General features: G+C 40.0%; 13 protein-coding genes and 2 tRNA genes. 3 read left to right on the forward strand and 12 right to left on the reverse strand.

The window, feature by feature from the left end; translation table 11 throughout:
- Positions 1-4 precede the first annotated feature (4 nt).
- From H528_RS0103715 to H528_RS0103735, 5 genes are all read right to left on the reverse strand, one after another.
- Entirely contained in the window at positions 5-685 is a 681-nt protein-coding gene (locus H528_RS0103715; protein ID WP_245540425.1) for a radical SAM protein, read from the reverse strand.
- Entirely contained in the window at positions 663-1,034 is a 372-nt protein-coding gene (queD, locus tag H528_RS0103720) for a 6-carboxytetrahydropterin synthase QueD (RefSeq protein WP_022853003.1), read from the reverse strand. The genes H528_RS0103715 and queD overlap by 23 nt, the downstream gene beginning before the upstream one ends.
- Before the next feature lie 11 nt (positions 1,035-1,045).
- Positions 1,046-1,121, reverse strand: a tRNA-Cys gene (locus tag H528_RS0103725).
- A 10-nt stretch (positions 1,122-1,131) separates the two neighbouring features.
- Positions 1,132-1,208 (reverse strand) — tRNA-Met (locus H528_RS0103730).
- Positions 1,209-1,251: 43 nt separating this feature from the next.
- Entirely contained in the window at positions 1,252-2,172 is a 921-nt protein-coding gene (locus H528_RS0103735) for a hypothetical protein (RefSeq protein WP_028845760.1), read from the reverse strand.
- Positions 2,173-2,219: 47 nt separating this feature from the next.
- On the opposite strand from H528_RS0103735, the gene H528_RS0103740 reads away from it, so the two are divergent.
- Positions 2,220-3,806, forward strand: a complete 1,587-nt coding sequence (locus tag H528_RS0103740; protein ID WP_022853005.1) for a peptide-binding protein — start codon at positions 2,220-2,222, stop codon at positions 3,804-3,806.
- Here the strand turns inward: H528_RS0103740 and H528_RS0103745 are convergent.
- Genes H528_RS0103745 through pilM form a run of 7 tightly spaced genes read right to left on the reverse strand, consistent with a single transcriptional unit; the run spans position 3,796 to position 10,315 of the window.
- Complete coding sequence (locus H528_RS0103745) at positions 3,796-4,701, reverse strand: PP-loop family protein (protein WP_022853006.1); 906 nt, start codon at positions 4,699-4,701, stop codon at positions 3,796-3,798. The genes H528_RS0103740 and H528_RS0103745 overlap by 11 nt on opposite strands.
- Positions 4,676-5,905, reverse strand: a complete 1,230-nt coding sequence (locus H528_RS0103750; RefSeq protein WP_022853007.1) for a YhjD/YihY/BrkB family envelope integrity protein — start codon at positions 5,903-5,905, stop codon at positions 4,676-4,678. Before H528_RS0103750 ends, H528_RS0103745 begins: the two co-directional genes overlap by 26 nt.
- A gap of 38 nt (positions 5,906-5,943) precedes the next feature.
- Complete coding sequence (locus H528_RS0103755; RefSeq protein ID WP_022853008.1) at positions 5,944-7,710, reverse strand: type IV pilus secretin PilQ; 1,767 nt, start codon at positions 7,708-7,710, stop codon at positions 5,944-5,946.
- Positions 7,698-8,204, reverse strand: a complete 507-nt coding sequence (locus H528_RS0103760; RefSeq protein ID WP_022853009.1) for a pilus assembly protein PilP — start codon at positions 8,202-8,204, stop codon at positions 7,698-7,700. Before H528_RS0103760 ends, H528_RS0103755 begins: the two co-directional genes overlap by 13 nt.
- Positions 8,201-8,830, reverse strand: coding sequence for a type IV pilus inner membrane component PilO (locus tag H528_RS0103765; RefSeq protein ID WP_022853010.1), 630 nt, complete (start codon positions 8,828-8,830; stop codon positions 8,201-8,203). Before H528_RS0103765 ends, H528_RS0103760 begins: the two co-directional genes overlap by 4 nt.
- The gene (locus tag H528_RS0103770) at positions 8,820-9,359 is read right to left on the reverse strand and encodes a PilN domain-containing protein (protein ID WP_022853011.1); all 540 of its coding nucleotides are present in this window, start codon (positions 9,357-9,359) and stop codon (positions 8,820-8,822) included. The genes H528_RS0103765 and H528_RS0103770 overlap by 11 nt, the downstream gene beginning before the upstream one ends.
- Entirely contained in the window at positions 9,356-10,315 is a 960-nt protein-coding gene (pilM, locus tag H528_RS0103775; RefSeq protein WP_022853012.1) for a pilus assembly protein PilM, read from the reverse strand. Before pilM ends, H528_RS0103770 begins: the two co-directional genes overlap by 4 nt.
- 147 nt (positions 10,316-10,462) lie before the next feature.
- Between pilM and lepA the strand changes: the two genes are divergently transcribed.
- Positions 10,463-12,265, forward strand: coding sequence for a translation elongation factor 4 (lepA, locus tag H528_RS0103780; protein ID WP_022853013.1), 1,803 nt, complete (start codon positions 10,463-10,465; stop codon positions 12,263-12,265).
- 73 nt (positions 12,266-12,338) lie between these two features.
- Positions 12,339-12,977, forward strand: a complete 639-nt coding sequence (gene lepB, locus H528_RS0103785) for a signal peptidase I (protein WP_022853014.1) — start codon at positions 12,339-12,341, stop codon at positions 12,975-12,977.
- The last annotated feature ends 34 nt before the right edge of the window (positions 12,978-13,011 follow it).

Here is a 13,011-nt window from a genome sequence, read left to right on the forward strand (position 1 = left end):
CCCTTTATACCCCGCGTTTTTCACCCCAGAGGATCTTATGAAGTTGTAACTGAAAGCGCACAGGGAGTCTTTCTTCAATTATCCAATTGGCAAGCTCTTGCGGATTCATTAGCCCCCAGGCCGGGGAAAAGAGTACCTGGGTATAAACTGGCAAATAGTAAAGACTCATTCTTTTTTTGGCCCATTCGTAATCTACCCTGTCCGCTATAACGAATTTCACCTGGTCTTTTGTGCCGAGATAAGCAAGATTTTCATAGCGCATGTACGGAGTCATGCCCGAAGAGGGGGTTTTTAAGTCAAGTATTTTTATGACCTCTTTCGGTACTTTTCGAAGAGAAATGCTGCCATTGGTTTCAAGAAGAAGAGTTACGCCCTCTTTCAGGAAAAAATCCATGAGATCATAAACATTTTCCTGTAAAAGTGGTTCTCCACCGGTTATCTGGACATAAGGGATTTTGCCGGCTTTTTCCCAGTGTCTGACTATTTCTTCAATGGAAATGAAGTTTTTACTTGGTTTTTGGGCATAAGAGGTGTCACACCAGTTGCACCTCAGGTTACAACCAGAAAGTCTTACGAAAAAAGTCGGGATACCAGCGAGGGTTCCTTCTCCTTGCAGACTTACAAAAATTTCAGAGACATCAAGGACTTTTTCTTGGGGCATATCACTCAGCAAGATATGAGGCACAGGAGCGTTCAGTCTCCCATACGGAAACACGTACAAGCTTTACCGGATACGGAGCGAGTTTTTCTTTAAGGTTTTCAAAAATGAAGCGCGCGATATTTTCAGAGGATGGATTTTTGTCTTGAAAAGCTGGGTGCTCGTTTAGATCGCGATGATCTAATTCCTCAAGGACTTCTTTAAGAAAGCGTTTTAAGTCTTTAAAATCAATCAGGACGTGTATTTCGTTAAGCTCTGTGCCGCAAACAGCGATTTCTACTTTCCAGTTATGGCCGTGAGGGCGTTCACAGGCACCAGGGTAATTGCGCAAATAGTGTGCTGCTGCAAATTCATCTTTAACGGTGAGTTCAAACATAGGAAACACCTTGGAGGCGGCGCGGGGATTCGAACCCCGGAATAACGATTTTGCAGACCGTCGCCTTAACCGCTTGGCTACGCCGCCTCTGTTTTGTTGGTGGCGGCGCAGGGACTCGAACCCCGAACCTTGCGGATATGAGCCGCATGCTCTCACCAGTTGAGCTACGCCGCCACGCTCTTTAAAATGTTCTCGATTGTGACGCTCTTGTCAAGCCTTAAGCGCGCCCCAAATAAAAAAGATAAGTCTCGCCTTCTTTTAAGGCCTTTGGATTTTTGAGGGCAAGAAAAAGGCTTTTGGTCTCAAAAGGAAGCCGAAAGACTTCAAGATACGGGGCTTTTTCTTCGTTTATCTTCTGTCCGTTAAGAAGGGCTCTTATCTTTTCTTTGCACTCTTTTGAGTCTTCACGAAGAAGGGCTTCTTCTGTCGGGGGAAGGCTTATCTTACCCAGCTTTTGAGCTTGGGGGTCAAAGTCAAGAAAACTTTCTATTAATTCGAGTTGGTCTGAGACAATTTTATTGGAAGGAAGTTCGTCAATGAGGCCAATAAGATGGGCAAAGGCAAGCATTCGTTCTTTTAAGTTTGGAAGTTCATGGCTTGTTTCTTTGCCCTCGATAACCCAATCTGGAAAACGCCTGATGGTAGGATCATGCCCTACGATAAAGTCTGCAAGCCTTTCGGCGTGGGACTTTAAATCCTGATATTCAAAGTCGAGTTCTTCCAGACGCTTGTCTAGGTTTTGGGCAAGTTGCAAAATGATGCGTGCCTGAAGGTCAGGGTTGGGCTTATCTTGTTCTTTGCCAAGGATCTGGGCCTTGATCTCTGAGACGGTTTCTTCAAGAACTTCGGGTCTTGTCTTGAACATGGCTACGTTTTCAGGCCAGCGCATCATCTGCCCCCATTCTTCGTAAGAGGCTATTAGCCTTTGAAACCAGGGGAGCTTTTCGCCAAGGGGCGGGGGTGTGATGATTTCAACTAAACCTTTTTTGATTAAATCTTCTACCGGGCCCTTTGGTTTTTCCTCTGTGGGTTGTAAAAGAATAATTTTATCAAAGGCTGCAAGGAGAAGGCCTGCAAGGTCAAGCCGCAAATGTGTTTGGGGTGCTAAGATGGCTTTTAATTCCAAAATTTCCTCCATGTCTTCCAATTTAAGTTATTTGTGCCAAAATTAACGGGAGTTTAGCTATGAGGAAAGTCTTTTTAATCATATTTGCGCTTTTTGTGTTTGCGTTTCCGGCAAAGGCCCAGGACTATGGCGATGCTCTGGTTATAGGCTCAATTGGTGATGCGAGCATTCTTATCCCTATGCTTGCCACGGATGCTCCGAGTCACGAGGTAGCAGGTCTTATTTTTAACGGCCTCGTTAAATACGACAAAAATCTTAATCTTGTTGGGGACCTGGCAGAGCGATACGAGGTAACCAACGGCGGCAAAACGATTACTTTTTACCTTCGTAAGGGTGTCAAATGGCACGACGGAAAGGAATTTACCGCTCAAGACGTGCTTTTTGGCTTCAACCTCATTCGCAATCCCAAGACCCCTACGGCTTATGCCGGCGATTTCCTGGAAGTAGAAAAAGCAGAAGTCCTTGGGAAATATATCTTTCGGGTGCATTATAAAAAGCCCTTTGCTCCTGCCCTTGGTTCCTGGGGGAATTTGGTAGTGCTTCCCAAGCATATCCTTGAGGGAAAAGACATTACCAAAACAGACTTTGGCAGGCATCCTATCGGCACAGGGCCTTTTATGTTTCAGTCATGGCGTCCGCAGGAAAAAATCGTCCTCAAGGCCTATGACAACTATTTTCAAGGTCGGCCTTACCTTAATTACATTATCTTTCGTGTAATTCCAGATCCAACGACCATGTTTATGGAACTTAAAGCAGAAGGGATCGATTGGATGGGGCTAACCCCTCTTCAATATGCCCGTCAGACTAATTCTCCGTCTTTCTTGGCCCGTTTTAATAAATATCGCTATCTTTCATTCTCATATACCTACCTGGGTTACAATTTGCGCCATCCCTTGTTTAAAGACAAACGCGTGCGTCAGGCCATCTCCTACGCTATTAACAAGCGAGAGATTATAGACGGGGTGCTTTACGGGCTCGGGGTAGAGGCCACCGGACCTTATAAGCCTGACACCTGGTTTTATAATCCCCATGTAAAGCGCTATCCCTACAATCCTGAAAAGGCCCTGGCCTTGTTGCATGAGGCAGGCTGGCGGGATACCGATGGCGATGGCATCCTTGACAAAGACGGAAAACCTTTTGAGTTTACCGTGCTCACCAACCAGGGGAATACTTCCCGCCTTTTAACCGCGCAGGTGATCCAATATCGCCTGGCCCAGATAGGTATTAAGATGCACATTCGCACCGTGGAGTGGACGGCATTTATCAAAGAATTCATTGATAAAAGGCGCTTTGAAGCGGTAATTCTCGGCTGGACCACTTCCACCGAGCCAGATGTCTACGATATATGGCATTCAAGTAAGATTAAGCCGCCAGGGCTAAATTTTATTGGCTACAAGAACCCTGAAGTTGACAAACTTCTTGAAGAGGGTAGGCGCACGTTTGATAGAGAAAAGCGCAAGAGGATCTATTTTCGCTTTCAAGAAATTTTGGCAGAGGACCAACCTTATACCTTTCTATACGTGCCTATGAGTCTCCCCTGTATTCACAAGCGTTTTAAAGGTATAAAACCTGCGCCCATTGGTATCTCCTACAATATTGAACGCTGGTGGGTTCCCAAAGACCAACAGAAATACCTTATGCCTTAGCTTCTGCCTTTAGTTTACATACAAAACAAGGAGAAGATACCGAAGGCTCACCACAAAACTCACAGGTAGTAAGGGGTTTTTCCAGGAATTCTTCTACGCGTTCGTTAAAAATAGGATAGACCTTGCGCAGATAGTCCATGTAAAAACGAATTTTGGTCCCAGGCATGCGTTTTTCAAGCTCGTCCATTATTTCGGCATAGACCAAACGCGTGGCCTCTGGAGAAAGAGGGCAACGTTCTTCCAGAAATTCGATGTTTTGTCTTCTAGCGTATTCTTTTATCTCAAAAGAGGTGAATCGGCAAAGAGGCTTTGCCTTTTTAACAAAGCCATTTCCTTCAGGAAGCACAGGATACTTCCTGGCTAGATACTTTAAGTGCCAGTTGATGGTGTTGCCAAGCAGAGAGGAGGCCTCGTCATCAAGGTTATGACCGGTGACGATAACGTCGAATTTATTCAGACGTGCAAAACGATTGAGCAAGTATCGTTTAATGCTTCCGCAAAGAGAGCAATATTTTTGGGTCCGAGCCTTGAGATCGGGGATACTTATTCCTGTTTCTTTTTTTAGGGAAACCACGTGGAGGGTCTTTCCTATGTTTTCGGCAAAATTTTCTGATACCCGGCGCGAAATAATAGAAAAATCTTCAATGCCAAGATCTATAAAGACACCTTCTGTGTCGAAACCAAGATTGGTAAGGGCTTGCCAGAGAGCCAGGCTGTCTTTACCCCCGGAGATGGCCACCAGGACTTTAGCCGTTTTGGGAAACATCTTAAATTTTTTGATAGTACGCTCAAGGTATTCCTCGAACCATTCTTTAAAATGTGCATCACACAATGGCAGGCGGTGGTGAGGGATAAAGATATCTGCTTTTTTACGACACTTCCGACAACGCGCCATATTTTGTTCGCTCCTCTACTGTCTTTTGATAAAGGTGCTTGAGAGATTTTCCCTCCCAGAGCTTTTTTTCTTTGAGTAGAAATTCATAGGGTGGTTTTAAAAGAGGTGTCTCTGGTATCGCAATTGGCAGTTTCCCTTCAATGGCTTCCTGGACTTCTTTAAGTTCTAACGCTTCGGCATCTTTGGCCAGATAAAAGCGATTTTCAAACTCATAGATAAGTTTGTTTTTAATCAAATTTTCCAGGACATCTTCCAAGTGAAAAGGCGAACAATTAAGCAAAGACGAAATCCTAACGAGTGTAGGAGCTTCTTCCCCTTGATGAAGATGGTCGTAGATGCACAGCAGGGCCCCTAAAGCTAATAGTAGGGAAGAGGTGTCATTTTTAGTGCGGAAATGCGCAAGTATTTTTTCTTTGTAGTGTAAAACCGAGGCTATCTCTGCTCCAAGGAGCACCAGTACCCAATTGAGCCAGAGCCAGAGTAAAAACAAAGGAATAACTGCCAAAGACCCGTAAAGTTTAGAATAAGCAACGGCTTTGGTGGTGTAAAAAGCGTAAAGGGAGGCCAAGATAATCCACAAAGTGGCTGCAATAGTTGCTCCGGCAAAAGCGGCTTTGAACTTTATCCTTTTGGCGGGAAGGTAGAGATAAATACCAGCGAAAAGTAACATCAAAGTGGGGATCATCCAGAATTTCAGCAGAAAAGATACCAAGCCATACCCTTTTAATCCGAGGTGGGTAAGATAAATGCTTGCACCTAAAGGAAGAGTTACAAGTATGGGGCCAAGCGTCAGTCCCATCCAGTAAACGATTATTTTTTGGAAGATAGATCTTTTTTGTTTAACCCGAAAAATTTCATTTATAACTTCTTCAAACTGCATGAGAAGCCCGATAACCATGGTGAGGAAAAGGATCATACTGGCTGCGCCAAGAGGGGCGTGCTGGGCTTCCTGGACCAGATTAAGAATGGTTTCTTGGGCTTTGCTCAGTGCTCCAGGATTCAAAAACTGAGATAGGGCGTCGTTTATCCGGGTGGTTATTTCTTCAGCTCCTATAAATACCTGAACAATAGAAAGGCCAAAAGCAAGCAAAGGGACAAAGGCAAAAACGGTATTGTAGGTGAGGGCCTGCGCACTCATGAGGCACTTATCGTGCCAAAAGCGCCGTAGGGTCTCTTTAAAAAGAATAACTACAGACTGAGACATAGCCTTATCCTAAGGCCATGTCTCGGTCTTGGCAATCTTTAATAGTCGATTTCTTCTACCGCAGAGCTAACGACTTTGGCAGTAATAAAAATTAGGAGTTCTTGTTCTTCTTGGGATTTTTGGCTATTCTTAAAAAGATTTCCAGCACCAGGAATTTTAGAAAGCCCTGGAACCCGACCATAGCTTTCGTTCTTTTTGGTGACTTTCAGTCCACCGATAACAACTGTTCCTCCATTGGGGACCCTTACAAAAGTTTTCGCACTTCTCGTAATGATTGAAGGCACGCCATTTACTTGTCTACTCCAATCTGGTTCGCTTTTATTTATATCTATTGATAATTTAATTTCGTTATTGGGTAGAATGTGGGGAATTACCTTAAGAGTTAAATCGGCATTCGCAAATTCTGTAGCTACTGTTCCCTCTGCTGTTATTTGAGGATATGGTATTTGATACCCTTGTCTTATTAAGGCTTCCTCATTGTCTTTAGTGATAATTTTTGGTGCAGATACTATTTTTCCCAGTCCTTGCGTTTCTAGAGCAGATAAGCGCATGTCTAATAATAATGCAGATGTGCTAGTAATATGACCTATTGCAAGTCCAAGTGTAGTGGTGGCCTCAGGAATTCCAAGATCTACAATAGGGCCAAAAGGCAAAGAACCTTTTGAAAAACTATCTCGAGGAGTTTCTGTATTTTGACCGGTTGAAGTATCATATACACCATCTACGGGATTTCCTCCTGAACCTACAGGAAAAGCTGAAGATGGTCCTATCCGAAAATTACCTGAATTATAATATCCTCCATACCACTGAATCCCTAAATTCCGTGCAAAATTACTGGAAATTTCAACTATTCTTGCTTCTATTAGGACTTGTTTATTGGGAATATCTATCCTCTTTATTAAATTTTTTATAGCGTTAATAGCTATACTGGTGTCTTTAATAATGAGTAGATTTGCTCGATCGTCGCAACTTATAGTTCCTCTCTCTGTCATTAAACTTTTAATAGTTCCCGAATCAATAAGATCGCATGCTTTGACGTAGTTTAATGTTAAGTATTCTCTTTTTAGAGGGGTTATCTCTTTTTCTTGGATCATGGCTTCTTTTAGTTTTCTGATTTCTTCTGTCTGTTTTTGTAATTTTTGTAGGGGAGCTATATAAATGATACCATTTATTTCTGCTTTTCCTAAGCCAAATCGTGCCATTACGATATCCAGTACTTGATCCCAGGGAACGTCTTTTAGTTTTAATGTTATCTTGCCTGAAATCTGGTCTCCTAATACGATATTAACATTTCCAATTTCACTGAGCATTCTAAAAACCGTTCTTATGTCTGCGTCCTGTAAGTCTAATGATATTTTTTCTCCGGTATATTTTTTGTCTTGAAAAGGAGTTTTTATTTCTCCTATTTGAGGGGGTAAGTCATACGGGAAGGAATTTTCTTTTTCTTTTATTAATGTTATAATTATTTTGTTTTCTTTTTGCTTAATGTCTTTCAAGGTGTATTTAGTTTCAATGAATAGTTTTGTGTTATTATCTTCAAGTTCTATATCGAATTTTTTGATTCCTTCAGGTAGTTTAGGATTAATGGTATTGATTTTAGTATCTTTAAAGCTTAGAACTAGCTTTTTCCCGGTTCTTTTAACTTCTGGTTTGAGAGATAATCCATCGAATAATATGAAGATACTTATTGTGTCTTCTTTTTCTTTAAAATTAATGTTCTTAATTTTATAATCGTATGCTTCTGCATGAGATGTATATAATCCGAAAAAGCATATTAAAATTAAGGTGTTTATTATTCTGTGCATGTTTCGCCCTCCGTTGAGAGTGTCAATATTAAAGGCTTTTTTGATTGTACAATTCTACCTCTATAATCAATAAATTTTTGTGTTATATAAACGGCACATGAAGTTATTTTTATTATTTCCCCGCCCTGTTTTCCTAGGTAGTCTCCCTTTTTTAAAAAGAAGCCTTTCCCGGAAGGATCTTCAATGATAGCTATGTATTCATTTTTTTTCTTAATAATGCCAACTAGTTTTAACTCGCTAATGTCATAATTATTAAGAAAAACGGTTATATTTTTTGCTATGGGAGCTGGTTTATATTCAATAATAAATGGTTTAAATGGATCAAAATTTAAGGGGCTAAATTTATAACTTTCTCTTAATTTTAGAGCCTTGTTCCAAGCTTCTTCAATATCAATTTTTTGCGAAATAGATTTAGAGTATCCCGACGCTTCTGTTATAATTAAACAAAAAATTGCTAAAATTAGTTTTGTTAAAAATTTTTTCTTTTTAATCATCTTTTTCTCTTTTTATTTTTGGGATTCTTTTTTTCTTTGATTTCTTCTGGAGTTAAGGTTCTGTAAGTAATTAAAGTGCAATCTGCTAATAAAGTTTTGTCTTTTTTAGATAGTATTATTTTTTTAGGGGTTAAAATTTTTTCTTTGGATCTAATGTTATCAATAAAAAGCATGATGTTATTAAATGAACCTTCTGCTTTTAAGATTATAGGAATTTTTTTATATAAATTTTCTGTATCTTGTTCTTGTTGAGTTTTGAATTCAATAATTGATAAATTGAATCTTTTACTTTCGTCTGAAATGCTTTGTAGTAAGCTAGCTATTTCCATTTTTGATGGTAATATTTTTTCTGCTTCTTTGGAAATTTTCTTTAATTCTTTTAGTTCTTTTTCTATCTTTCTTAGTTGTGCTTCTGCTATTTGAGCTTGATTTATTTGTTGTTCTATTTTTTGTTTTTCTTTTATTAGTTTGTCAATGTTTTCTTTAGCGGGTAATGCTATTAGTTTGATGTATAAAAGTAGCGGGCCGACAATTGCTAATATTTTTATGATTGTTTTATCTCTTTTGCTTAACCCGTTCCACTGGTTTTTTATTTTTTCGATCTCTTGCTGGATTTTAATTTTCATTTTTTGTCCCTATTTTAAGGGTGAAGTTTATTAATTTTTCTCCATTTATTTCTTTTTGTTTTGTGTTTGTTAGCTCCACTTTTTTGATTTCGTCTTGTTTTTCTAGTTTCCTGATATAGGTAGCTATGCTTTTAAGATCTGCTGCAAAAGCGTTTATGGAAATACTTGCTTGGTCTGCCTGTATTTTACTTAAAAATATTTGTTGATATGGAATGTTTTTTGTAGTTATTTCTATGTTTTTTATTAAAATGGGGTTTTCTTTTAGCAGATTTGCTATGGTAGTTATTTTTTGTGATATCTCTGCTTGCTCCTGTTTTGCTTTTTTTAGCTTGTTAAGAGCATATTTTTTGCTGTTTAATTTGATTTCTAATCTGTTGATTTCGTCTTTTATTTGTGTCTCTTGTTGCCATAGCCATATGTAGCTGGCTGCCATGATGCAATATACTAATATGGCTATTAGTATAAAGATTCTTTTTGTGTCTCCTTTTTCTTTTTGTCTATCTCTGGGGAGTAGGTTAATTTTTATCATTGTACTATCTCTCTTAATGCGAGTCCCACTGATGTTAAGCCTATATGATTAATGTATGTTTTCGTATTTTGTTCTATTTTTTCAATTTTTATTTTAGGTTCAATTGAAAAATATGAGATCTCTTTTTTTAGTGTTTGTTTGATTTTTTTGACAAGGTTTTTGTTAATGCTCCCCCCGCCAGTGATATATATCCTTTTCGGCTCTAGATTAGATGTTTCTATAAAATAATTATAGGCTTCTTCTATTCCTTTGATCAGCCTTTCTTCATTGTATAGTTTTTTGTCTTCGTCTTCGTTATCTAATTGTTTTGTGCCAATGCTTAAATCTCTTGTGGTGATGAGTTCGTTGTTGTTAACAATTATCATGCTTGTTTTTGAAGCCCCTAGATCAATTACTAAATTGCAATCTTCTGGTTGGTATAGATATGTGTAGATATTTGTAATAGCTAAAGCGTCAATGTCTATGATGATTAGCTCTATTTTAGCTAACTTAATAAAATCGATTATCGTGTCTATAAGGTCTTTTTTCGCAGCAACTAATATGTAGTCAACTTTTTCTTCGTCTGATGACAAAATCTGGTAATCTAGGTAAACTTCGTCTAGGTCAAAAGGAATGTGGGCTTCGGCTTCTTCCAGTATAGCTTCTTCTAAATCTTGATCAGGCGATATATCTAGACTTATTCTCTTCAGAATTGACGTATAACTTGAAACAGAGACTATGGCTCTTTTGTGTTTAATTTTGAGATTATCTAGCAGTTTTTTGAGTTTTTCGGCAACTTCTTCCATTGAGCTGGTATCTGCGGCAAATAGTCCTCCCTCTGGTAATTTCACCTGGCCGAAAGAACGTAAAACCGGAGGGTATCCTTCCACTTCAGCTACTTTTATAGCCGAACTCCCTAGGTCTATTCCTAGGTATCCCTTTTTTCCAAAGGCTAAATTTCCGAGTTTTAGAGCCATCTTTGTTCTCGCCTGTTTGTCTTGTCAAACTATTTCAGAGTTATTACTGTTAATCAGAATTTTCATTGTGGCTTTTATGTTTATCGGCAAAAACTTTTAAGACTATAATTTTTAATTTAGAAAAATTTTTAACATCCAATACCAGAGATGAAGTTGTTTCCGCAAGAAAAAATAAGAAATTTTAGTATCATAGCCCATGTGGACCACGGAAAGTCCACTCTTGCAGATCGTCTGCTCGAAAAGACCGGCATGGTGTCCGAACGTGAAATGCGTGAACAATTTTTGGATCGGCTTGACCTTGAACGCGAACGAGGCATTACCATCAAGGCTCAGGCGGTAAGACTGTGGTACAAAGCCAAAGACGGCGAGCTTTATCAGCTTAATCTTATAGATACTCCCGGACACGTAGATTTCTCCTATGAAGTTTCTCGAAGTTTAGCTGCCTGTGAAGGGGCTTTGTTGGTTGTTGATGCCTCTCAGGGAGTAGAAGCCCAGACCCTTGCTAATGTTTATCTTGCCCTTGAAAACAATCTTGAGATTATTCCCGTACTCAACAAAATAGACCTACCACAAGCAGATCCAGAAAGGGTAAAAAAAGAAATCGAAGAAATAATAGGCCTTGATGCTTCTGATGCTATTCTGGCAAGTGCCAAAAAAGGAATAGGCACCGAAGAAATTTTAGAAGCCATAGTTAATCGTATTCCACCACCACAGGGAAAAAGAGACAACCCTCTTAAGGCCCTTATCTTTGATTCCTGGTACGACCCTTATTTAGGGGTAGTGGTTTTGATTCGTATGGTAGATGGCACATTATATCCTGGCCAGCGTATCAAGCTCATGTCCACCGGCAAAGAATTCGAAGTTACTAAAGTCGGCGTTTTTGCTCCTAATCCTACTAGTGTGGACATGTTAGTTGCAGGGGAGGTTGGCTTTTTTGCCGCAGGCATTAAAGAAGTCCGTGATACCAAAATAGGCGATACGGTAACAGAGGCAGCTAATCCCGCGCGTGAGCCACTTCCTGGTTTTCGTGAGGTAAAGCCGATGGTATTTTGTGGTCTTTTCCCGGTGGAAAGCGAACAATATGATGAACTTCGCGAAGCTGTAGAAAAGCTGTGGTTAAATGATCCTGCCTTTTCCTATGAGCCAGAAAATTCAGCAGCCCTGGGCTTTGGTTTCCGTTGTGGGTTTCAGGGGCTTCTTCACATGGAGATTATTCAAGAACGCCTTGAAAGAGAATTTAACCTTAAACTCATCAGTACTGCCCCCTCGGTGCGTTATAGGGTAGAGCTTGTTGACGGAAAAACAGTAGAAGTAGAAAACCCTGCTCATTGGCCGGCGCGCGAGAAAATTGTAAGGGTTTTAGAGCCCTATATTCGCGCAGAAATCTTTACCCCCAAAGAGTATGTAGGCGCTATTATGCGCCTTTGTGAAGAAAAAAGAGGCCAACAAAAAGACCTGCGCTATTTAACCCCTCAGAGGGTTCAATTAATATACGATTTGCCTTTTAGTGAAGTGGTGCTTGATTTTTTTGACAAGCTTAAGTCATATTCTCGTGGTTACGCCTCGATGGATTACAGCTTTTTAGATTATAGGCCCTCTGACCTTGTTAAACTAGACATTTATATCAACAAACAGCCCGTAGATGCCCTTTCTCTTATTGTTCATAAAGACAAGGCCTATTATCGGGGGCGAGAGCTTGTTTCCAAATTAAGAGAAGTTATTCCGCGCCAGCTTTTTGAAGTAGTTATCCAGGCTGCTATTGGCTCAAAAATCATTGCCCGTGAACGTATCCCCCCTATGCGCAAAGATGTCCTGGCTAAGTGCTATGGTGGTGACGTAACCAGAAAAAGAAAACTCCTTGAAAAGCAAAAAGAAGGTAAAAAACGGATGAAAAACCTTGGCCAGGTAGAAATCCCCCAGGAAGCTTTTTTGGCCATTTTACGTATTTAAATTTTGCTAGCCCCTTGCCTTTTTTCTAAATCGTAATAAAAGCTCTAGCATATTTGCTTAATAAGGAGTTCTTGTGTCGCAAAAAGAAACTCTTTCTTATAAAGACACACTTACGTACAAGATCTGGGATTGGGTCAAGACTATTGTTCTTGCCCTTTTGCTGGCGCTTTTTATTCGTACTTTTTTCGTACAGGCCTTTAAAATTCCTTCTGGCTCCATGATCCCAACCCTGCTCATAGGAGATCACATCCTGGTTAACAAGTTTATTTACGGAGTCAGAAATCCTATAACCAGGGAAGTCTGGATAAAAGGCCGTACGCCCCAAAGAAGAGATATAATTGTCTTTATTTTCCCCAAAGACAGAAAGCTCGACTTTATCAAAAGGGTGATAGGGTTGCCGGGGGAAATAGTAGAAATAAGAAATAAAATCGTTTATATAAACGGTGTTCCCTTAAAAGAGCCATACGTTCAGCATACAGACCCTCACATATTGCCTCGAGATGTCAGCCCTCGTGACAATTTTGGCCCGGTGAAAGTTCCTCCAGGCCATCTTTTCGTAATGGGGGATAACCGCGATGCTAGCTATGATAGCCGTTTCTGGGGGTTTGTACCTATTCGTGATGTAAAAGGAAAGGCTTTTATTATCTATTTTTCGTGGGATAAAGAACACTTCCGCATACGTTGGAACCGCATAGGCAAACTCATCCATTAAATCAGAGTCTTGCGCTTTGAAAGAAATTTCTTTT

The organism is Thermodesulfatator atlanticus DSM 21156, assembly GCF_000421585.1.
GTDB lineage: Bacteria > Desulfobacterota > Thermodesulfobacteria > Thermodesulfobacteriales > Thermodesulfatatoraceae > Thermodesulfatator > Thermodesulfatator atlanticus.